Here is a 23219-nt window from a genome sequence, read left to right as displayed (position 1 = left end):
TTCAACAACAGATGAGTTAAAGAAATGTGATCGCTATCGAAACGTTTCGCTGATTTTGACTACGGAGCAAAATGAAGCAAGTAACAGGGAAAGGAAGGCAAACACTGGCGTCCTTGCCAGCATCAGAATAGGCGCGTTAGATTTCGACCTGAGTACCCAGTTCGATAACTCGGTTAGGAGGAATTTCAAATTGGTCTGGTGCCCGCAATGCATTACGCTGCAACAAAATAAACAACTTGCCACGCAACCGCAGATACCACGGCCTTTTTCCGCCAATAATCAAAGACTCATGCGACATAAAGAAAGAGGTTTCCATCATTCGGCAGGTTAATCCTTCCAGGCCGCAACGGTGGAATACTTCTTCAACATTTGGCGTTTCACGCCACCCATAACTGGCAACCACCCGCCAAAACGTGGGGGAAAGCTGTTCAATGGAGACACGCCGCACATTGTGAACATAGGGTGCATCTTCAGTACGCAGGGTAAGTAAAATCACGCGTTCATGCAGTACCTTATTGTGTTTAAGGTTATGCAGCAGAGCGAATGGAATCACATTAAGTGCCCGAGACATATATACCGCAGTACCCGGAACTCGCACCGGCGGCGATTTCTCCAGGGAGGCAATCATAGCTTCCAGAGAGTTGCCATGTTCATGCATCCGGCGCAGCAGGCGAAAACGCTCGCTTTTCCAGGTTGTCATAACAATAAACATCAGCAAGCCAAGGGTTAGCGGCAACCAACCACCAGACAACACCTTCTGCAAGTTAGCGGAGAATAAAGGAATGTCGATACACAGTAGTGTCACCAAAATGATACCCACCACAACTTTGTTCCAGTGCCAGTTTTTGCGCGCCACGGTACAGGCAAGTATGGAAGTCAGCACCATTGTCCCGGTAACAGCTATCCCATAAGCAGCCGCCAGGTTACTGGAGTGTTCAAACCCAATAATCACCAGCACAACTGCGAAATAGAGCATCCAGTTAATAACCGGGATATAAATCTGCCCGGACTCTCGCTCTGAGGTATGAATAATCTTCATGGGCGACAGGTAACCCAGGCGCACAGCCTGCCGGGTTAATGAAAAGACCCCGGAAATAACAGCCTGGGAGGCGATAACTGTTGCCAGCGTTGCCAGAATTAACAACGGAATCAGTGCCCAGTCAGGCGCTAACAAGAAGAAGGGGTTCTTGATGGTTTCAGGGTTTTTCAGTAATAAAGCCCCCTGACCAAAGTAGTTCAATATCAAAGACGGTAGCACCACCGCAAACCAGGCTATACGAATCGGCAGTTTGCCAAAATGCCCCATGTCGGCATACAACGCTTCAACACCGGTAATAGAAAGCACAACCGCACCCAACGCCAGGAACGACACTTCTTTATGCTCAATAAAGAAACGCACAGCCCAAATGGGATTAATTGCATTAAGAACTTCCGGATTAGCCATAATACTTCTGGCACCTAACACGGCAAGTACGGCAAACCAGGCCAGCATAATTGGCGCAAAAAGTTTGCCAACCATTCCTGTCCCATGCTTTTGAATCATGAACAGCAGTGTCAGGACAATAATAGAAAGTGGAACGATATAGGCATCCAGTGACGGAGCCGCAATTTCCAGACCTTCAATGGCGGACATAACCGAAATTGCCGGGGTGATAACGACTTCCCCATAGAAAAAACTGCCGCCAATCAGCCCCATAATAACCAGAACTGACGTCATTTTAGCCGTAGTATTGCGCCCGGCAAGCGACATTAATGTCAGTATCCCCCCTTCGCCTGCGTTATCGGCACGCATAACAAAAGTCAGATACTTAATGGAAACAACAAAAACCAGTAACCAAAAAATCAGTGATAAAAAACCCAATACCGCGCCATATTCAACGCCAAAACCGAACTGACCGGAGAGACATTCACGCAGCGTATAAAGCGGACTGGTACCTATATCGCCGTAAACCACCCCGATAGCCGCCAGTGTGACCGCTGGCAAAGCCTGCTTATTTTCAGTGCTCATAGACTAATCTTTTCGTTTAGATTTAACTCGTGCGCTTAGTCCCTTGGCCCACAAAAAGCGCTCAGTATGCACGATTGTGAAAAAAATCGTACCCCTAAATCGTATCCAGTTAATTTAGCGCAAATAACTTATACACTGATTCCAGGCTTATTTTAGTATCTATAAGAAACAGCTATAGGCCACATCATCTCAGTAAGGTCTGAATGATGTAGTGAATAACCCGGGCCGGACGTAACAACCATGATGAAAAACCACGCAGTCTCTGCCTTGTCTTAGTGAAAAAACGTTTATCACGAATAACACAACGAAGACCTGGCAATACTGCAGCATACAGAGCGAAGCGTATATACTTCCGATACATCGCATTAATCGGGTGAGAAACAGATAAATTATGGCTCAAGCACATTTACTGGCAGAAAGAATTTCGCGCCTAAGCCAGGCACTGGAAAAAGGCTTATATGAACGTCAGCATGCCATCAGGTTGTGCCTGCTCGCAGCACTCAGTGGTGAAAGTGTTTTTCTGTTAGGCCCACCGGGTATTGCCAAAAGCCTGATAGCACGCCGCCTGAAGTTCGCATTCCGCCATGCCCGCGCTTTTGAATACCTGATGACCCGTTTTTCTACCCCGGAAGAAGTTTTTGGCCCTTTATCAATCCAGGCATTGAAAGATGAAGGGCGCTATGAACGTCTTACTCAAGGGTATCTGCCCGATGCAGAGATTGTTTTTCTGGATGAAATTTGGAAAGCAGGGCCGGCGATACTGAATACATTACTCACAGCAATAAACGAACGGCGGTTTCGTAATGGTGCCAGTGAAGCCGCCATACCTATGCGTCTTCTGGTTACTGCCTCTAACGAACTCCCTGAAGCGGACAACAGCCTGGAAGCACTGTACGACCGTATGCTTATTCGCCTGTGGCTGGATAAGGTACAGGAAAAAAACAACTTCCGTTCCATGCTGATAAGCCATCAGGATGAGCATGAAAACCCGGTAGCAGAAGGCCTGCAAGTCTCAGACGAAGAGTTTGCCGAATGGCAAAAAGCGATTACCAAAGTCACCCTGCCGGACAACGTTTTCGAGTTGCTGTTTCAGCTTCGCCAGCAGCTCGAACAACAGCCTGAGTCCCCCTATATTTCAGACCGTCGCTGGAAAAAAGCCTTACGTTTATTGCAAGCCTGTGCCTTCTTTAGTGGGCGGGAACAGTTGGCCCCTATCGACCTTATCCTGCTTAAAGATTGCCTGTGGCACGATATGGACAGTCTCAAAATGGTCCAACAGCAAATTACACTTTTGATGACCGGTTCAGCCTGGCAACAGAATGCATTGTTGAACGAACTCAGTGCTATCCAGCAACAGCGGCTGGCACAGCAACAAAAACAAAGTGAATACAATGCGCTGACCCTGATAAAACAACAAAACACCTTTTTTGGACGGCGCCAAAGTTACTCACTTCCAGACGGGCTGGAAGCAACAACGCTGACACTGGTGCTCCAAAAATCACTCAGGCTGCATGATATGAACGTCATTCATATCACACTGGACCGTATGGCAATGGATCAGTGGCTGCAGAAAGGCGGTGAAATTCGTGGCAAGCTGAATGGAATAGGTTTTGCTCAACCTTTGCAGCTTGAGGTCGATAATAAACAACACCTGGTTATTCGTGATGTCAGCATGCAGGGCACCACGTTGGCTCTCCCCGGGAAACCACAACAAGGTCTTCCCGACGATATCAGGCAACAACTGGATGACCTCGAAACCCGTTGGCGTAAGCAGCATGCGCTGTTTAATGAGCAACAAAAATGCCTGTTCATTGAAAGTGACTGGTTGGGGCAAATCGAGGCCAGCCTGCAGGATGTAGGCGCGCAAATAAAACAGGCTCGCCAATGCTGACGCTTTCCGCACTGGATACCATGCTGGCCATTAGTGAAACCGGGCTGGTGGAAGAACTGATTGTGACGCTTCTTGCGGCACCACAGTTACTTGCGTTTTTTGAAAAATACCCGCGCTTAAAAAAAGCGGTAAAAAACGATCTTCCCCGCTGGCAGGATGAACTTAAGTCAAGGTTAAACAGTACATTATTGCCAAAGCAACTCGAACAAGAAGTGATGCTATTCAGGGCAGTTCAGCCACTCTCCACGGCGCAATTCAGCCAACAATGCCACGACATCGCCCGGCAACTTACAGAACTGGATTCATCATTTTCCGCTCAGGGTCTGAGTCTTCTGGCAGAAGCTCCGCCTGTAACACCAGCATTGCATACCCTCTTTTTACAACGCTGGCGTGTCAGCCTGATCATGCAGGCAACAACACTTAACCACCAATTACTGGCGGAAGAGCAGGAACGCCTGATGGCAGAGTTGCTTAAACGCCTGCAACTCACCCGGCAACTGGACCCTCTACTCAGCGATAATGACCGTACATCAGGCCGTTTATGGGATATGAGCACCAGTAATCTTGCCACAGAGAATATCAACCAGCTGATTCAGTACAGTGAGTTCTTAAATACCCAGCCTGAATTAATGCGCCTGGCGGAACAGCTTGGCCGGGCAAACGCCGCAAAAAGTGTCCCTAAAGAAAATGCACCACCAGAGATGACCCGGGTTATGGTACGTGAACCGGCCACCGTACCAGAACAAATAGAAGGACTTCATCAGAGCGATGATATTCTGCGGTTACTGCCGCCGGAACTGGCAGCACTGGGGATAACCGAACTGGAATATGAGTTTTACCGCAGGTTGCTTGAAAAGCAATTGATGACCTACCGCCTTCAGGGCGATGCATGGCGGGAAAAAATCGTCCAGCGCCCTTCACACCAACAAGAAATGGATGAGCAACCCAAAGGGCCATTTATTGCCTGTGTCGATACCTCAGGCTCTATGGGCGGGTTTAATGAGCAATGCGCGAAAGCATTCTGCCTTGCGTTGATGCGCATTGCGCTAAGAGAAGACCGCCGATGCTACATCATGCTATTTTCCAGTGAAATTGTCAGTTATGAACTCACCGCAGAAGATGGCCTGCAGCAGGCAATACGTTTTCTCAGCCAGCGGTTCCGTGGAGGTACTGATCTTGCCGGGTGCTTTGAAGAAGTAGTGAAACATATGCAAACGGCGCACTGGGCTGATGCCGATGCAGTGATCATCTCGGATTTTATTGCTCAGCGCCTGCCGGAAGAAGTGATAAACAAAGTCAGACTGTTGCAAAACCAGCACCACCACCGTTTCCATGCCGTCGCAATGTCACCTCATGGTAAACCCGGCATCATGCGTATTTTTGACCATATCTGGCGGTTTGATACCGGCCCTGGCACTCGTCTGGCCCGCCAGTTCAAACGCCATTTCTGATAGCACAGGCATACCCGAACGCCCTCACTTTCTTTATTATGCCTGTAGCTAACATCAATAAAGCTTATCCCGGCTGGAATTGCTCATGGAAAATTACTCTCTCGATAATCTGGATCGCGACATCCTCAAGGCCTTAATGGCTAACGCCCGTACGGCTTATGCCGAGCTGGCCAAACAATTTGGCGTAAGCGCAGGGACCATTCATGTACGGGTTGAAAAAATGAAGCAAGCAGGGATCATCACCGGAACCCGGGTTGATATCAGCCCAAAACAGCTGGGTTACGACGTGTGCTGCTTTATTGGCATTATTTTAAAGAGCGCCAAAGATTACCCTTCCGCGCTGGCCAGGCTGGAAAGCCTTGAAGAGGTGACAGAAGCCTATTACACCACAGGGCATTACAGTATCTTCATTAAAGTGATGTGCAAATCTATTGATGCACTACAGCAAGTACTTATCAACAAAATTCAGACCATTGATGAGATACAGTCTACGGAAACGCTGATCTCCTTACAGAATCCCATCATGCGGACGATCACTCCCTAATTCATACAAACAAATACCCATATTATCCACAGGTAGATCCCATGCGATTCACAGCGTACAATACGCCACGGTTTGTTGAAGGCAGGAACCATGGCAGAAATAACGTTGATAACAGGCAGTACGCTGGGAAGTGCTGAATATGTCGCAGAACATCTGGCTTCATTGCTGGATGCAGACGGGTTTACCACTCAGACACTTCATGGTCCGGAACTGGAAGCACTCAATCAATCTGGTTACTGGCTGGTCGTAACATCAACTCATGGAGCAGGTGATCTGCCCGATAACCTTCAGCCTCTATTTGATGCCATTGAAGCAGGTAAGCCTGATTTAAGCGGCATACAATTCGGTGCAATAGGTATTGGCAGCCGTGAGTACGACACATTCTGCGAAGCAATAGACAAACTAAGCAGCCTGTTACAGGCTTGTGGTGCCCGTACTCTTGGCGAACCACTAAAAATAAACATTCTTGATCATGAAATTCCGGAAGATCCGGCAGAAGAATGGCTGCTTTCCTGGAAAAATTTACTCCCAAGAGTGTAAAGATCGCGCAGTTGGTTGTGGATAACTCTGCGCAAAAGCTTGGATCAACCAGTAGTTATCCAATGTACAACGATCATGCGTTTTTTGGGGTGTGAGTAAGTCGCTAAACTGATCCCAGCTTATACGGTATGGGATCACCGATCATTCACAGCAAATGATCTGGCCTAATCACCTGTATTGAAAGGTGAAAAATCACTTATCCACAGCATGATGCGATCATAATAAGAGATCATAATAAAACAGATCTCTATATAAAGATCTTCTTTTTAATACCTTCGATCCTGGTGCTTTCTCAATCGACTAAAGTTGAGTAGAATCCCCGGCCCGGGGCAATAAATCCTCTTTCGCAAATTCGCAACAGCGAGGCTTAGTAACCATGTTTTATCCAGATCCTTTTGACGTCATAATCATTGGCGGGGGTCACGCAGGGACTGAAGCAGCAATGGCTGCAGCCCGAATGGGCCAACAGACCCTTTTACTGACACACAATATCGACACTCTGGGGCAGATGTCCTGTAACCCGGCTATTGGCGGTATTGGCAAAGGACATTTGGTTAAGGAAGTGGATGCGCTTGGTGGCCTGATGGCAAAAGCTATCGATCAGGCTGGTATCCAGTTTAGGATACTAAACGCCAGCAAAGGCCCCGCAGTCAGAGCAACCCGTGCTCAGGCTGACCGTGTTCTTTACCGGCAGGCAGTACGCACAGCTTTGGAAAACCAGCCAAACCTGATGATCTTCCAACAGGCAGTTGAAGATCTGATTGTCGAAAACGACCAGGTTGTTGGTGCTGTTACCCAAATGGGCCTGAAATTCCGTGCAAAAGCAGTAGTGCTGACTGTCGGGACATTCCTTGACGGCAAAATCCATATTGGTCTGGACAACTACAGTGGTGGTCGTGCTGGCGATCCGCCGTCCATACCGCTTTCTCGCCGCCTGCGTGAGTTGCCTTTGCGCGTCAGCCGCCTGAAAACAGGAACACCGCCGCGTATTGATGCCCGGACTATCGATTTCTCTGTGCTGGCTCAACAGCATGGGGATAACCCAATGCCAGTGTTCTCTTTCCTGGGTTCAGCAAGCCAACACCCTCAGCAGGTTCCTTGCTATATCACGCATACCAACGAACGCACTCACGACGTGATTCGTAATAATCTGGACCGCAGCCCAATGTACGCAGGCGTCATTGAAGGCATTGGCCCACGTTATTGCCCATCGATTGAAGACAAAGTCATGCGTTTTGCTGATCGCAACGCGCACCAGATCTTCCTGGAGCCGGAAGGGCTGACCAGCAACGAAATTTATCCTAACGGGATATCCACCAGCCTGCCGTTTGACGTGCAGATGCAAATTGTTCGCTCTATGGACGGGATGGCGAATGCGAAGATCGTTCGCCCCGGGTATGCCATTGAGTATGATTTCTTCGATCCGCGCGATCTCAAACCTACACTGGAAAGCAAGTATATCCATGGTCTGTTCTTTGCCGGGCAAATCAACGGCACAACAGGTTACGAAGAAGCGGCAGCTCAGGGGTTGCTGGCCGGGCTTAATGCCGGGCGTTATTCCGCAGACCAGGAAGGGTGGTCACCACGCCGCGATCAGGCCTATTTAGGTGTGCTGGTTGATGATCTGTGCACGCTGGGTACCAAAGAGCCTTACCGCATGTTTACTTCCCGGGCTGAATACCGCCTGATGTTGAGGGAAGATAACGCAGACTTACGTTTAACCGAGGCTGGGCGCGAGCTTGGGCTGGTGGACGATGAGCGCTGGGCGCACTTTAACCAGAAACTGGAACACATTGAGCGTGAACGCCAGCGCCTGAAAGAAACCTGGGTTCACCCGGCATCTGAACATGCAACTGAGGTGAATTCTCTGCTCAAAACGCCATTAACCCGTGAAGCAAGTGGTGAAGATTTACTGCGGCGCCCGGAAATGACGTACCAGCAGTTAACCTCGCTTTCTCAGTTTGCACCGGCACTGCCAAACGAACAGGCTGCTGAGCAAGTTGAGATTCAGGTTAAATACGAAGGCTATATTGCCCGTCAGCAGGATGAAATCGAGAAACAACTGCGCAACGAGAATACGGTACTTCCTGCCACGCTGGATTACCGTCAGGTTTCTGGTTTGTCCAATGAAGTTACTGCGAAACTGAATGACCATAAACCGTCATCCATTGGCCAGGCTTCCCGCATTTCAGGTGTTACACCTGCCGCCATTTCCATTTTGTTGGTGTGGCTGAAAAAACAAGGGCTGCTTCGTCGCATGGCCTGATGCTGATAAGATACAGATAACCGTCTGGCCAGGGTTAACCTGGCCATTTTTTTATAGGTAACTTTGTGCTCAATATGCTGAATAAACTATCTCATCTGTTGGATGACGCGGGGATTACGCTGTCCTCTCACCAGAAAAGCCAGTTACTGGCTTATGTTGAACTGCTCAACAAATGGAATAAGGCATATAACCTGACTTCCGTGCGCGACCCACAGGAAATGCTGGTGCGCCATATCATGGACAGTATTGTGGTTGCACCGCATCTGTCAGGGCAGCGTTTTATCGATGTAGGAACCGGCCCGGGGCTGCCTGGTATACCTCTGGCAATTGTCTGCCCGGATTCACACTTTACCCTGCTCGACAGCCTGGGTAAGCGCGTGCGGTTTCTGCGCCAGGTTCAGCATGAGCTTAAACTGGAGAACATCACACCAGTGCAAAGCCGGGTAGAAGATTTTCCTGCGGACCCGGCATTTGATGGTGTTCTTAGCCGCGCTTTTGCATCACTGACCGACATGGTGACGTGGTGCCATCACCTTCCTGCTGAGAACGGTTTGTTCTACGCCCTGAAAGGCGTGTTACCGCAGGATGAGATAGACAGCCTGCCACCAGAACTGGCGGTGGAAAAAGTCATTCACCTGGCTGTACCTGAACTGGAAGGTGAACGGCATCTGGTGATTATTCGACCAAAAAAAAATTAATATTTATCAAAAAAAGTGGAAATACAGTTGTTTCTTAATCGTTAAAAAAGCCGTGCTAAATCAGCGTAATAGTTGGTTACATGTCACAATTTTTTTACCAGTTATTTTCCGATAATTAACGTCACTCTTTTTGTTAACTTTATAAATAGTAAACATGGAAAATATGAGCGGGCAAAAGATACTAGCTGGTGAAAAAGAGCAAAAGTTAAATTTTTTAGTTAAATGTCAATAAAAGGTTTTTATTGTGTTTTAGGCTTTTTTCTAAAAATATTTAAATAATGCACTTATTTTTCATAAGGATAGGTTTTTCGTTTTCCAGTTTATTCTTAAATTGATAAGCAGAAAATTGTTGGATTTGTGATCAGTGGCACGCTTTTAACTACATGGTTACCACTTAATTGGTAATTTTGGTGAACTGATTGAGGTTTGAACAAAACTTTAGAAAAAAGGCGCACAGAAAATTATTTAAACATTTGTTCACCTTTTTGCTACTTATTGTTTGAATTCACGTGTCCGCCCCGTATAATTTGCTCGCTTTTTGGAACTTGACTCTGAGCCATAAAGACAGTTTTATACGACTCGCGACATACCTCAAAGGGAGCAGGAGTTATTCACGTTATGTCAGTGTCGCTCATGAGTAGAAACGTAGCGCTTAAGCTTCTGTTCGTTCAATTTTTGGCTTTGATAGCAAGTGGATTGCTTTTTTGCCTCAAAGACCCCGTATGGGGAGCTTCCGCTCTTGGTGGAGGTGTGGCGGTTTGGCTGCCTAACGTATTTTTTATGATTTTTGCCTGGCGTCATCAGGCGCAAACATTCACTAAAGGTCGTATGGCCTGGTCGTTCGCAATTGGCGAAGGCGTAAAAATAGTGGCAACGTTTGCTATTCTGGTTGTGGCGTTGGGCGTATTTAAGGCGGTTTGGCTGCCGCTTATAGTGACATGGTTATTGGTGCTGGTTGTACAGATACTGGCGCCAGCTGTAATTAACAACAAAGGGTAAGAGGCATCATGTCTGCAGGAGAAATCTCTACACCGCAGGAATACATAGGTCACCATCTGCATAACTTACAGATTGACCTGCGTACATTCTCAATGGTGGATCCGCAAAACCCCCCGGCCACATTCTGGACGCTGAATATTGACTCCATGTTTTTCTCAGTGGTTCTGGGTTTGTTGTTCCTGGTTATTTTCCACCGTGTTGCGAAACGTGCAACGACGGGCGTGCCAGGCAAATTCCAGACAGCGGTTGAATTAATCGTTGGTTTTGTTCATGGCAGTGTCAAAGACATGTACCATGGCAAAAGCAAGGTTATTGCACCGTTGGCCCTGACGATTTTTGTTTGGGTCTTCCTGATGAACCTGATGGACTTGCTGCCAATCGACTTGCTGCCATTTATTGGCGAGCATGTATTTGGTCTGCCAGCGTTGCGTGTTGTTCCGTCTGCTGATGTGAACGTCACTTTGTCCATGGCATTGGGTGTCTTCGTTCTTATTCTTTTCTACAGCATCAAAATGAAAGGCGTTGGTGGCTTCGCGAAAGAGTTGACGCTCCAGCCGTTCAATCATCCGGTGTTTATTCCCGTGAACCTGATTCTGGAAGGGGTCAGTTTATTGTCCAAACCTGTTTCTCTTGGTTTGCGACTGTTCGGTAACATGTATGCGGGTGAGCTGATTTTCATTCTGATTGCTGGTCTGTTGCCGTGGTGGTCACAGTGGTTGCTTAACGTTCCGTGGGCAATCTTCCACATCCTGATCATTACGCTGCAAGCCTTCATTTTCATGGTTCTGACGATTGTCTATCTGTCGATGGCATCTGAAGAGCATTAATTTTACTAACACTACTACTGCGTTTTAACTGAAACAAACTGGAGACTGTCATGGAAAACCTGAATATGGATCTGCTGTACATGGCTGCCGCTGTGATGATGGGTCTGGCGGCAATCGGTGCTGCGATCGGTATCGGCATCCTCGGGGGTAAATTTCTGGAAGGCGCTGCACGCCAGCCTGATCTGATTCCTCTGCTGCGTACACAGTTCTTTATCGTTATGGGTCTTGTGGATGCTATCCCGATGATCGCTGTGGGTCTGGGTCTGTACGTGATGTTCGCCGTCGCGTAGTGAGCATTGCTTTAAAACTAAAGCAATATCAGAACATTAACTAGATAAGAGGCATTGTGCTGTGAATCTTAACGCAACAATCCTCGGCCAGGCCATCGCGTTTGTCCTGTTTGTTCTGTTCTGCATGAAGTATGTCTGGCCGCCGTTAATGGCTGCCATTGAAAAACGTCAAAAAGAAATTGCTGACGGACTTGCTTCAGCCGAACGAGCTAAAAAGGACCTTGACCTTGCACAGGCCAACGCGACCGACCAGCTGAAAAAAGCGAAAGCTGAAGCTCAGGTCATTGTTGAGCAGGCGAACAAGCGCCGTTCTCAGATTCTGGAAGAAGCAAAAGCGGAAGCAGAACAGGAACGTAACAAAATCGTGGCACAGGCTCAGGCCGAAATCGACGCTGAACGTAAACGTGCCCGCGAGGAACTGCGTAAGCAAGTCGCTCAACTGGCTATCGTTGGTGCCGAGAAGATTATTGAACGTTCCGTGGATGAAGCTGCTAACAGCGACATCGTTGATAAACTGGTCGCTGAACTGTAAGGAGGGAGGGGCTGATGTCTGAATTTGTTACTGTAGCTCGCCCCTACGCCAAAGCAGCTTTTGACTTTGCGGTTGAACACCAGAATGTGGATCGCTGGCAGGAAATGCTGGCGTTTGCCGCAGAGGTGTCCAAGAACGAACAGGTGGCTGAGCTGATTTCAGGTGCACTGGCACCTGAAACGTTGGCTGCGTCGTTTATCGCTATTTGTGGTGACCAGGTAGATACCCATGGCCAGAACCTGATTAAGGTGATGGCTGAAAATGGGCGTCTGTCGGTTCTTCCTGATGTTCTTGAGCAGTTTGTTCTGTTGCGCGCAGCCCTCGAGGCCACCGTTGAAGTTGATGTGACTTCAGCCAGCGCGTTAAGCGAAGAACAGCTTTCGAAAATTAGCGCCGCGATGGAAAAACGTCTGTCTCGCAAAGTGAAGCTGAATTGCAAAATTGATAAGTCTGTAATGGCAGGTATTGTCATTCGTGCGGGCGATATGGTCATTGACGGTAGCGTCCGTGGTCGTCTTGAACGCCTGGCAGACGTCTTGCAGTCTTAAGGGGACTGGAGCATGCAACTGAATTCCACCGAAATCAGCGAACTGATCAAGCAGCGCATTGCTCAGTTCAACGTGGTGAGTGAAGCTCACAACGAAGGTACTATTGTTTCTGTAAGTGACGGTGTTATCCGTATCCACGGCCTGGCCGAGGTAATGCAGGGTGAAATGATCTCTCTGCCGGGTAACCGTTACGCTATCGCACTGAACCTGGAGCGCGACTCCGTAGGTGCAGTTGTGATGGGTCCGTATGCTGACCTTGCCGAAGGCATGAAAGTTAAGTGTACTGGCCGTATTCTTGAAGTACCGGTAGGTAATGGCCTGCTGGGTCGTGTTGTTAACACCCTGGGTGAACCTATTGATGGTAAAGGCCCGGTTGAACACGATGGCTTCTCAGCTGTTGAAGCTATCGCGCCTGGCGTTATCGAACGTCAGTCTGTCGACCAGCCTGTACAGACCGGTTATAAATCTGTCGATGCCATGATTCCAATCGGTCGTGGTCAGCGTGAGTTGATCATCGGTGACCGTCAGACTGGTAAAACCGCTCTGGCTGTCGATGCCATCATCAACCAGCGTGATTCCGGTATCAAATGTGTGTACGTGGCTATCGGCCAGAAAGCGTCCACCATTGCTAACGTGGTTCGTAAACTGGAAGAGCATGGCGCACTGAAAAACACCGTTGTGGTTGTTGCTTCTGCGTCTGAATCCGCTGCACTGCAATACCTGGCACCTTATGCCGGTTGTGCAATGGGTGAATACTTCCGTGACCGTGGCGAAGACTCCCTGATTGTTTATGATGACCTGTCCAAACAGGCTGTCGCTTACCGTCAGATTTCTCTGCTGCTTCGTCGTCCGCCTGGACGTGAAGCATTCCCTGGCGACGTATTCTATCTGCACTCCCGTCTGCTGGAACGTGCTGCGCGTGTAAACGCTGAATACGTTGAAGCCTTCACTAAAGGTGAAGTTAAAGGGAAAACCGGTTCACTGACCGCATTGCCGATTATCGAAACCCAGGCGGGTGACGTTTCCGCGTTCGTTCCGACCAACGTAATTTCTATTACCGATGGTCAGATCTTCCTGGAAACCAACCTGTTCAACTCCGGTATTCGTCCGGCAGTTAACCCGGGTATCTCCGTATCCCGTGTGGGTGGTGCAGCGCAGACCAAGATCATGAAAAAACTGTCCGGTGGTATCCGTACCGCTCTGGCACAGTATCGTGAACTGGCAGCGTTCTCCCAGTTTGCTTCTGACCTTGATGATGCAACGCGTAAGCAGTTGGATCACGGCCAGAAAGTAACCGAGTTGCTGAAACAGAAACAGTATGCGCCGATGTCCGTTGCGCAGCAGTCTCTGGTTCTGTTTGCGGCTGAACGTGGTTACCTCAGTGATGTCGAGCTGGCGAAAGTCGGTAGCTTCGAAGCTGCACTGCTGGCATACGTTGACCGTGAGCACGCTCCGCTGATGCAAGAAATCGACCAAACTGGGTCTTACAACGATGAAATCGAAGGCAAGCTGAAAGGCATCCTCGATTCCTTCAAAGCAACCCAGTCCTGGTAACGTCTGCGGCTTGTCTCTCGGGGCAAGCCGTTAGGCATTGAGGAGAAGCTCATGGCCGGCGCAAAAGAGATACGTAGTAAGATCGCAAGCGTCCAGAACACGCAGAAGATCACTAAAGCGATGGAGATGGTCGCCGCTTCCAAAATGCGTAAATCGCAGGAGCGCATGGCGTCCAGCCGTCCTTATGCAGAGACCATGCGCAAAGTGATTGGTCACCTTGCAAACGGTAATCTGGAATACAAGCACCCTTACCTGGAAGAGCGCGAAGTAAAACACGTCGGTTTTCTGGTGGTGTCGACTGACCGTGGTCTGTGTGGCGGCCTGAACATTAACTTGTTCAAAAAGCTGCTGAATGAAATGAAAGAGTGGTCTGAAAAAGGCATTCAGAGTGATTTGGCTCTGATTGGCTCTAAAGGCGTTTCTTTCTTTAATTCTGTTGGCGGCAATGTCGTTGCACAGGTAACAGGCATGGGGGACTCCCCTGCTCTGTCAGAACTGATTGGTCCGGTTAAGGTGATGTTGCAGGCCTACGATGAAGGCCGTCTGGACAAGCTTTACGTTGTCAGCAACAAATTTATTAACACCATGTCTCAGGTTCCGACCATCACTCAGCTGCTGCCTTTACCGGCATCAGAAGATGATGATTTAAAACGTAAATCCTGGGATTACCTGTACGAACCTGATCCGAAAGCGCTGCTGGATACCCTGTTGCGCCGTTATGTCGAATCACAGGTTTATCAGGGCGTGGTAGAAAACCTGGCCAGCGAACAGGCCGCACGTATGGTTGCGATGAAAGCTGCAACCGATAATGGCGGCAACCTGATCAAAGAGCTGCAGTTGGTTTACAACAAAGCTCGTCAGGCCAGCATTACTCAGGAACTCACCGAGATTGTCTCGGGGGCCGCCGCGGTTTAACCAGGTTTACGAATTACGTAGAGGATTCAAGATGGCAACTGGAAAGATTATCCAGGTAATCGGCGCCGTGGTGGACGTCGAGTTTCCTCAGGATGCCGTACCAAGAGTGTACGATGCCCTTGAGGTAATTAATGGTAAAGAGCGCCTGGTGCTGGAAGTTCAGCAGCAGCTGGGTGGTGGTGTTGTTCGTACTATCGCAATGGGTTCTTCCGACGGTCTGCGTCGTGGCCTGGATGCGAAAGATCTGGAACACCCGATTGAAGTCCCGGTTGGTAAAGCAACACTTGGCCGTATCATGAACGTACTGGGTGAGCCGGTCGACATGAAAGGCGACATCGGCGAAGAAGAACGTTGGGCTATTCACCGTGAAGCACCGAGCTACGAAGACCTGGCTAACTCCCAGGATCTGCTGGAAACTGGTATCAAAGTTATCGACCTGATTTGCCCGTTTGCAAAAGGCGGTAAAGTTGGTCTGTTCGGTGGTGCTGGTGTAGGTAAAACCGTAAACATGATGGAGCTGATCCGTAACATCGCGATCGAACACTCCGGTTACTCAGTGTTTGCAGGCGTTGGTGAACGTACCCGTGAAGGTAACGACTTCTACCACGAAATGACCGACTCCAACGTTCTGGATAAAGTATCCCTGGTTTACGGCCAGATGAACGAGCCGCCGGGAAACCGTCTGCGCGTTGCACTGACCGGCCTGACCATGGCTGAGAAATTCCGTGACGAAGGCCGTGACGTTCTGCTGTTCGTCGATAACATCTATCGTTATACCCTGGCCGGTACTGAAGTATCCGCTCTGCTGGGTCGTATGCCTTCCGCGGTAGGTTATCAGCCAACACTGGCAGAAGAAATGGGTGTTCTTCAGGAACGTATCACCTCAACCAAGACGGGTTCTATTACCTCCGTACAGGCGGTATACGTACCTGCGGATGACTTGACTGACCCGTCACCAGCCACCACCTTTGCGCACCTTGACGCAACCGTGGTACTGAGCCGTCAGATTGCTTCTCTGGGTATCTACCCGGCAGTTGACCCGCTGGATTCCACCAGCCGTCAGCTGGACCCGCTGGTTGTTGGTCAGGAACACTATGATGTTGCCCGTGGCGTGCAGTCTATTCTGCAACGTTACCAGGAACTGAAAGACATCATCGCCATTCTGGGGATGGATGAACTGTCAGAAGAAGATAAGCTGGTGGTAGCTCGCGCTCGTAAAATTCAGCGCTTCCTGTCTCAGCCGTTCTTCGTGGCAGAAGTCTTTACTGGTTCTCCGGGTAAATACGTTTCGCTGAAAGATACCATCCGTGGCTTTAAAGGCATTATGGACGGTGAATACGATCACCTGCCGGAACAAGCGTTCTACATGGTTGGTTCCATCGACGAAGCCGTGGAAAAAGCCAAGAAACTTTAACGCCGTAATCGGAGGGTGATATGGCTATGACTTACCACCTGGATGTCGTCAGCGCAGAACAGCAGATGTTTACTGGTCTGGTTGAGAAAATCCAGGTTACAGGTAGTGAAGGTGAACTGGGTATTTACCCGGGTCACGCTCCGCTGCTTACTGCCATTAAGCCTGGTATGATCCGCATCGTTAAACAGCATGGCCATGAAGAGTTTATCTATCTTTCTGGCGGCATTCTGGAAGTACAGCCTGGCACAGTAACCGTGCTGGCTGATACGGCAATTCGCGGCCAGGATCTGGATGAAGCCAGAGCCATGGAATCGAAACGCAGAGCAGAAGATCACATTCGTAATTCTCACGGTGACGTGGATTACGCACAAGCTTCTGCTGAGCTGGCGAAAGCCATCGCGAAACTGCGTGTTATTGAATTGACCAAAAAAGCGATGTAACACCGGCTTGAAGCACGTAAAAAGCCAGCCAGGGCAACCCGGCTGGCTTTTTTTATTGCAAACTGAAGTCAGGTGAATATTGAAAATAAAACACTTTTTCTTTTTTATGTGATCTATGTCTCAAAAATCTTGATCGGGTCGAACAAGAAGCGTACACTTCTTTTTGTGAGCTGAGTCACAAAATTTAATTCACCGATTAGGATGCCACCATGAAACTGATTAACAAAATCATCGCTATTTTTAATAACATGAGTTTCTCATTTGGTACTTTCCATCTGTGATAGTTGTTCTTCGCTAGATCGCTGAAACATAGCCCTTGCGAAGATATCCGGATAAAAAAAGGTCGCCCTGGTGGCGACCTTTTGCATGTATTAAACAGGCTTATTTTTTCTGCAGGAATGACCCAAAATCAAACGTACCATTCGGCTTACGTAACAGTGGTTCAGGCATCGTCAGTGACGAAAAATCGGTTGCCTTAATCTCCTTACCCGCACTGTTCACACTTTTCCCTTTATGGATAAAGTAATCTGATTTGTCCACGTCACCAGTAACTGCATCATCATACTTAGCTGGTGTGGTGCGCAGTGATTTGTTGCCTTTGAATACTCCCTGAGTTTCCGGTCCACCGTAAGGGCTTGGCCGGAAGATAAAGTTAAAGCGCTGGTTATCTACCGCGGTATTGTTTTCAACGACTAAGCGCCCTGGGTTAAAGTTATCGGTAAAACCGTCCAGGTGGTTGCCAATAGCAATACTGTTGCGAATTTGGTGGGCGACTGGCTGGCCTTCACCGCCGAGTTTGAAACCGTTACTGGTGTTGTTACGGGCAATGGAATTCTCGATCACCACAACGCCGTTCGGGCCGTCTTCAATTTTGTTAAATAAATCAAAGCCATCATCCACGTTATTGTGGGCGTAACAGCCTTCCAGGCGGTTCCCTTCCCCTACACGCATTTTCACTGCGAATCCATCCGCATTGATTTTACCCGGGTCTTCGTTGCCCCATGATTCAGAGTTAACGATACGGTTATAACTGGCCCACAGAGGGCGGCCAATCTTATCTGGCGAAGAAATTTGAATACCCGTGTCATCATTATGGTAAGCCGTTACATTCTCAACCAGGTTATGGCTACCCGTAATGCGCAGGCTCTTGTCCGTAACATCAATACCTTTAATGTTCCAGTAACTGGCTTCCAGCAACACTCCATGAATAACCGCTTTGCCTTCTGCCACCAGCGTTTTGTGCTTATCTGCCAGCCCACTGGCTGAAAGCGGAATAGTGATACCGGCATAATCACCCGGCGACAGCACAAGCGTGCCACCTGGCGGCAGCATATGAACTGCAGAGGTTAAATCCAGCGGTGCACCTGATGTCCCTGCGTTATCTGCTTTCCCCTGAGGGCCGGCATAAATACGCTCACTGGAACTGGCGGCGATTTTTTCTACCACCAGCTTTTGGACCACGGGTTTGTCTGGTGCATTTGCAGGTGTGAAGTCCAGGGAAAACTGGTTGCCGTTCGCTAGAGAAGCGGGTTGAGTCATCATCTCCCCGGCTTTAACAGTTTTATTAGCCCCGATCACCACTTCATTTTGTGTGACTGACCAGGTGCCGTCGTAGTTTGCCCGGGCCTGAACGACATAGTCATTGCTGGCCGATTTATCAGAAGATGCAATTTGCGCCACGACAGGCCAGGGTTTTGCCACCCAGGCCGGAGACGCTTGGGTTTCTGCAGGTGTGGTAGTCAGCGTGGCATCTGAAATAGTGATTTTGGCATTACGCGAAGCAAAGAACCCCACGTAATAATGTTGCTTATCCTGCACTGTTACGCTGTCTGCGCCTTTTACCTGCTGGCTCACCCAGTCATCACTTCCTGCTGGTGCCCAGGAGGTAATATAGCCATCATTAGTGCGCTGTAATTTAAGGCGAAAAGTCCCGTTTTTCGCCAGGCTGATTTGTTCTTTGTAACTTTTCTTAGTGATGGCCGCGCCAGCATTACCCCATGGCTGGGATACACCCTGGCGGTACATTGCCTGCATTTTTACCTGGTCAGCATCTTTGCGGTCCTGCGTCATAATGGCGTTCATAACCATATTAGACGCCGAAGGAAACTCTTCATACCCGGGTTTTAATGGGTTCTGGCGTGGGTTACCCAGAATATCGCGCACCAGTAAACCGGCGCCTTCCTGAGCTGCGGGTTTGGCACCATTTTCCGGGCCAAATTGATTTACAGTAACAGTGGCCTGCAACGAGAAATTTTGGTCTGCCGGGAGTTGGGTATAGAAAAAGGTCAGTCCATCGTGGGAGTTGGCAATTTTCCCACCACGGCTTTCAATGGTTACCGGCTGGGATAAATCCGCTTTGCTGGTGGTATCCAGTTTTTTGCCCGCAATAGTGACATCATTCACTCCCACTTTTTCAGGCAGAACATTAGAGGAAAAATTCACATCTGTGGATTGCCCAAAAGTAATGGCATGCCAGATATGCGGTTGTTGTTGGGCGCAAACCTGTGCAGAAAGCACCGCACCACAAAGTGTTAGGGCAAAAGGAAGTTTTGACACTGTTGTCTCTCCGTATTGATTTGCCCGCATTATCACTAAAATGAAACGCTGTTTCTTTTATGTTTATCACAAAGGTTGATTTTTGAAATGCTGTTTTATTGGTCAGAATGTGGTTGTTTATTTTGAAACTAAAAATAAGTGTTAAACCATCATGTTACTGCTGATTTTTACAGCGTTTTAACGCAATTAACCGGGTAATAAAGCCGATATTGTGCAATAAGAGGAAAACCATGGCGGATTTAGCAACAATGTGTTTTATGATGCAAAATATGTAGCATTTATAACGCTAAATCGTTTTACTTCTTTCATCGTAACTAGTCAGGACGCTTATGTTAAATCGTTCGATGAGCGTGGTTATCCTTGCCGCAGGCAAAGGCACCCGCATGTATTCCGACCTCCCGAAAGTTCTGCATAACCTGGCTGGAAAGCCAATGGTGCAGCATGTTATCGACGCCGCGACCCAAATTGGGGCAAATCAGGTTCACCTGGTTTATGGCCATGGTGGTGATTTACTCAGGCAAACGCTCACCGAACCCCGGTTGAACTGGGTATTACAGGCGGAGCAACTGGGTACGGGCCATGCAATGCAGCAGGCTGCCCCCGCTTTTGCGGACGATGAAGATATCCTGATGTTGTACGGGGATGTCCCGCTGATTAGCGTTAATACACTGCAAAAACTGTGTGAAGCAAAACCAGAAGGTGGGATTGGCCTGTTAACGGTGACTTTGGATGACCCTACCGGTTATGGGCGCATTACTCGTGAAAACGGCAACGTGACCGGTATTGTTGAGCAAAAAGATGCCAGTGAAGAACAACTGAAGATTCAGGAAATAAACACCGGGATTCTGGTTGCCAGTGGCCGCGACCTGAAACGCTGGCTGGCTAATCTCAGCAATAACAATGCCCAGGGTGAATATTATATTACCGATATTATCGCTATGGCGTGGTCCGAAGGCCGCATGATTACCGCAGTGCACCCGGCTCGCCTGAGTGAAGTTGAAGGGGTTAATAACCGCCTGCAACTGGCTCGCCTTGAGCGGGTATACCAAACTGAAAATGCAGAGCGTTTACTGCTGGCTGGGGTGATGCTGCGGGATCCGGCTCGTTTTGACTTGCGTGGCAGCCTTGAGCATGGGCGCGATGTAGAAATTGACCCGGGTGTTATCATCGAAGGCCAGGTTAAACTGGGTAACCGGGTAAAAATTGGTGCGGGTTGTATTATTAAAAACAGCGTGATTGGTGATGATTGCGAACTCAGCCCGTACACGGTAATAGAAGACGCACAACTGGCACCAGCCTGTACTGTTGGCCCATTTGCCCGCCTGCGTCCGGGGGCTGAGCTGGGCGAAGGCGCGCATGTCGGTAACTTTGTTGAAATGAAAAAAGCGCGCCTGGGTAAAGGCTCAAAAGCGGGCCATCTGGCTTACCTTGGCGATGCGGACATCGGTAACAACGTTAATATTGGCGCGGGTACCATCACCTGTAATTACGATGGTGCCAATAAGCACCAGACACTCATTGGCGACGATGTGTTTGTCGGTTCAGATACTCAGCTGGTGGCACCTGTCAGTGTCGCGAAAGGCGCAACCATTGGCGCAGGTACTACGGTTACGCGCAATGTTGGCGAAAATGAACTGGTAATAACCCGGGTACCACAGAGGCATATTGCTGGCTGGTCACGCCCGGTTAAGAAGAAGTAATAACAGTATTCTTTGCAGTGGGCTCCGGCTCACTGTGAAAGGGCGAGGATAAAAAACAACCCGCCCGCACGCAAAATGCGTGCAATAAAACTATAACCCCACTCTCTACAAGGCTCGGGGGCCGGGAAACCGGGTATACAGGTCAGCGACAACGCATGGCGTAATGCCATTATCAGGACTAAAAACTATGTGTGGAATTGTTGGCGCGGTCGCGCAACGTGATATTGCTGAAATCCTTCTTGAAGGATTACGTCGTCTCGAATACCGCGGGTATGACTCAGCCGGTCTGGCTGTGGTGGATAACGAAGGGCACATGACGCGTCTGCGTCGCCTGGGGAAAGTACAAATGCTGGCACAGGCAGCGGAAGAACATCCGTTGCATGGCGGTACCGGTATTGCTCACACCCGTTGGGCAACCCATGGTGAACCTTCAGAAAGCAACGCGCACCCGCATGTTTCTGATTACATTGTAGTGGTTCACAACGGCATCATTGAAAACCACGAACCTTTGCGTGAATTGCTGGTATCCCGTGGTTATGTTTTTGTCTCTGAAACAGATACCGAAGTTATCGCTCACCTGGTCCACTGGGAAATGCAGCAGGGTGGTTCATTGCGTGATGCGGTTATGCGGGCAATTCCGCAACTCCGTGGTGCTTATGGCACGGTCATTATGGATATTCGTCACCCAGACACCCTTCTGGCAGCCCGTTCTGGCAGCCCGCTGGTGATTGGCCTGGGCATGGGCGAAAACTTTATCGCTTCAGACCAACTGGCACTGTTGCCGGTGACCCGCCGTTTTATCTTCCTGGAAGAGGGTGATATTGCTGAAGTAACGCGCCGCAGTGTGACGATTTTTGATACCACAGGTAAAGAAGTAACCCGCCCGGATATCGAATCCAGCCTGCAATATGACGCCGGTGATAAAGGCGTTTACCGCCATTACATGCAAAAAGAGATCTACGAACAGCCCAATGCTATCAAAAGCACACTGACTGGCCGTATTGCTCATAATGCCATTGATTTCAGCGAACTGGGGCCGCAGGGCGACGCACTGCTTGCTAAGGTTGAGCACATTCAAATCATCGCCTGTGGCACATCCTATAACTCCGGGATGGTTTCTCGTTACTGGTTTGAGTCGCTGGCAGGTATTCCTTGCGATGTCGAAATTGCATCTGAATTCCGTTACCGCAAATCAGCTGTACGCCATAACAGCCTGATGATCACTCTTTCTCAGTCTGGTGAAACTGCTGATACGCTGGCTGCATTGCGTTTATCAAAAGAACTGGGCTACCTGGGGTCACTGGCCATTTGTAACGTACCAGGCTCTTCTCTGGTGCGTGAGTCTGACCTGGCGTTAATGACCAAAGCAGGCACCGAAATTGGTGTGGCATCCACCAAAGCGTTTACTACACAGCTAACAGTTTTACTGATGCTGGTGGGTAAACTCTCCCGTCTGAAAGGCCTGGATGCTTCTGTTGAGCAGGATATCGTGCATGGTTTGCAGGCACTGCCAAACCGCATTGAACAAATGCTCTCTCAGGACAAGCGTATTGAAGCACTGGCGGAGAATTTCTCAGACAAGCACCATGCGCTGTTCCTTGGGCGTGGTGATCAGTACCCGATTGCGCTGGAAGGCGCGCTTAAACTGAAAGAGATCTCCTATATTCACGCTGAAGCTTATGCGGCTGGTGAACTCAAACATGGCCCGCTGGCGCTGATTGACGCAGATATGCCGGTTATTGTTGTGGCACCAAATAACGATCTGTTGGAAAAATTAAAATCCAACATCGAAGAAGTGCGTGCCCGTGGTGGCCAGTTGTATGTGTTTGCTGATCAGGATGCTGGTTTTGCCAGCAGCGACAACATGCACATTATTTCTCTGCCACATGTTGAAGAGGTGATTGCTCCTATCTTCTACACCGTGCCGTTGCAGCTGTTGGCTTACCACGTAGCCCTGATTAAAGGCACCGATGTGGATCAGCCGCGTAACCTGGCAAAATCCGTTACCGTCGAATAATTATTTATTCGTTCTGCCTTACCAGAAAA

The 23219-nt window shown here is 49.0% G+C and carries 19 protein-coding genes; 17 read left to right on the top strand and 2 right to left on the bottom strand.

The window, feature by feature from the left end; all coding sequences use genetic code 11:
* Positions 1-136: 136 nt before the first annotated feature.
* Positions 137-2008, bottom strand: coding sequence for a low affinity potassium transporter Kup (gene kup / locus DT73_RS20010; protein WP_036114041.1), 1872 nt, complete (start codon positions 2006-2008; stop codon positions 137-139).
* Between the two features lie 391 nt (positions 2009-2399).
* Here kup and ravA point away from each other — a divergent pair, with 391 nt between their 5' ends.
* From ravA to DT73_RS19935, 15 genes are all read left to right on the top strand, one after another.
* Complete coding sequence (gene ravA, locus DT73_RS20005; protein WP_036114038.1) at positions 2400-3899, top strand: ATPase RavA; 1500 nt, start codon at positions 2400-2402, stop codon at positions 3897-3899.
* A complete protein-coding gene (gene viaA / locus DT73_RS20000) occupies positions 3893-5350 on the top strand; it encodes an ATPase RavA stimulator ViaA (protein ID WP_036114035.1) in 1458 nt (485 codons plus the stop codon). Before ravA ends, viaA begins: the two co-directional genes overlap by 7 nt.
* An 85-nt stretch (positions 5351-5435) precedes the next feature.
* Complete coding sequence (gene asnC / locus DT73_RS19995; protein WP_036114033.1) at positions 5436-5894, top strand: transcriptional regulator AsnC; 459 nt, start codon at positions 5436-5438, stop codon at positions 5892-5894.
* A 90-nt stretch (positions 5895-5984) separates the two neighbouring features.
* Positions 5985-6434 carry an FMN-binding protein MioC gene (gene mioC / locus DT73_RS19990; protein WP_036114030.1) on the top strand — a complete coding sequence of 150 codons (450 nt, stop codon included), beginning with the start codon at positions 5985-5987 and terminating at the stop codon, positions 6432-6434.
* 376 nt (positions 6435-6810) lie between these two features.
* Positions 6811-8700, top strand: coding sequence for a tRNA uridine-5-carboxymethylaminomethyl(34) synthesis enzyme MnmG (gene mnmG / locus DT73_RS19985; protein ID WP_036114027.1), 1890 nt, complete (start codon positions 6811-6813; stop codon positions 8698-8700).
* 74 nt (positions 8701-8774) lie between these two features.
* On the top strand, positions 8775-9398 hold the full coding sequence (rsmG, locus tag DT73_RS19980; RefSeq protein WP_036114091.1) for a 16S rRNA (guanine(527)-N(7))-methyltransferase RsmG: 624 nt from the start codon (positions 8775-8777) through the stop codon (positions 9396-9398).
* Between the two features lie 618 nt (positions 9399-10016).
* Positions 10017-10397 carry a F0F1 ATP synthase subunit I gene (gene atpI / locus DT73_RS19975; RefSeq protein WP_036114022.1) on the top strand — a complete coding sequence of 127 codons (381 nt, stop codon included), beginning with the start codon at positions 10017-10019 and terminating at the stop codon, positions 10395-10397.
* An 8-nt stretch (positions 10398-10405) separates the two neighbouring features.
* Entirely contained in the window at positions 10406-11224 is an 819-nt protein-coding gene (gene atpB / locus DT73_RS19970; protein ID WP_036114019.1) for a F0F1 ATP synthase subunit A, read from the top strand.
* A gap of 50 nt (positions 11225-11274) precedes the next feature.
* Complete coding sequence (gene atpE, locus DT73_RS19965) at positions 11275-11514, top strand: F0F1 ATP synthase subunit C (RefSeq protein ID WP_000429386.1); 240 nt, start codon at positions 11275-11277, stop codon at positions 11512-11514.
* Between the two features lie 61 nt (positions 11515-11575).
* On the top strand, positions 11576-12046 hold the full coding sequence (atpF, locus tag DT73_RS19960) for a F0F1 ATP synthase subunit B (RefSeq protein ID WP_036114010.1): 471 nt from the start codon (positions 11576-11578) through the stop codon (positions 12044-12046).
* A gap of 14 nt (positions 12047-12060) precedes the next feature.
* Positions 12061-12594, top strand: coding sequence for a F0F1 ATP synthase subunit delta (gene atpH, locus DT73_RS19955; RefSeq protein ID WP_036114007.1), 534 nt, complete (start codon positions 12061-12063; stop codon positions 12592-12594).
* 12 nt (positions 12595-12606) lie between these two features.
* Positions 12607-14148, top strand: coding sequence for a F0F1 ATP synthase subunit alpha (atpA, locus tag DT73_RS19950; RefSeq protein ID WP_036114003.1), 1542 nt, complete (start codon positions 12607-12609; stop codon positions 14146-14148).
* 51 nt (positions 14149-14199) lie between these two features.
* Complete coding sequence (gene atpG, locus DT73_RS19945; RefSeq protein WP_036114000.1) at positions 14200-15063, top strand: F0F1 ATP synthase subunit gamma; 864 nt, start codon at positions 14200-14202, stop codon at positions 15061-15063.
* Between the two features lie 31 nt (positions 15064-15094).
* Complete coding sequence (gene atpD, locus DT73_RS19940; protein WP_036113997.1) at positions 15095-16477, top strand: F0F1 ATP synthase subunit beta; 1383 nt, start codon at positions 15095-15097, stop codon at positions 16475-16477.
* A 20-nt stretch (positions 16478-16497) separates the two neighbouring features.
* On the top strand, positions 16498-16917 hold the full coding sequence (locus DT73_RS19935) for a F0F1 ATP synthase subunit epsilon (protein ID WP_036113995.1): 420 nt from the start codon (positions 16498-16500) through the stop codon (positions 16915-16917).
* Positions 16918-17298: 381 nt separating this feature from the next.
* Here the strand turns inward: DT73_RS19935 and DT73_RS19930 are convergent, their stop codons facing one another.
* Positions 17299-19473: a right-handed parallel beta-helix repeat-containing protein gene (locus DT73_RS19930; protein WP_235234555.1), complete on the bottom strand. Its 2175-nt coding sequence runs from the start codon at positions 19471-19473 to the stop codon at positions 17299-17301.
* A 329-nt stretch (positions 19474-19802) separates the two neighbouring features.
* Here DT73_RS19930 and glmU point away from each other — a divergent pair, with 329 nt between their 5' ends.
* Both glmU and glmS read left to right on the top strand, forming a co-directional pair.
* Positions 19803-21173: a bifunctional UDP-N-acetylglucosamine diphosphorylase/glucosamine-1-phosphate N-acetyltransferase GlmU gene (glmU, locus tag DT73_RS19925; protein ID WP_036113992.1), complete on the top strand. Its 1371-nt coding sequence runs from the start codon at positions 19803-19805 to the stop codon at positions 21171-21173.
* 187 nt (positions 21174-21360) lie between these two features.
* Positions 21361-23190, top strand: coding sequence for a glutamine--fructose-6-phosphate transaminase (isomerizing) (gene glmS / locus DT73_RS19920; protein WP_036113988.1), 1830 nt, complete (start codon positions 21361-21363; stop codon positions 23188-23190).
* Positions 23191-23219 lie beyond the last annotated feature (29 nt).

Source organism: Mangrovibacter sp. MFB070, from assembly GCF_000705335.1.
GTDB classification, from domain to species: Bacteria; Pseudomonadota; Gammaproteobacteria; order Enterobacterales; family Enterobacteriaceae; genus Mangrovibacter; species Mangrovibacter plantisponsor.
The sequence above is the reverse complement of the archived record's forward strand: the minus strand, read 5'-3'. Positions and strand labels throughout refer to the sequence as shown.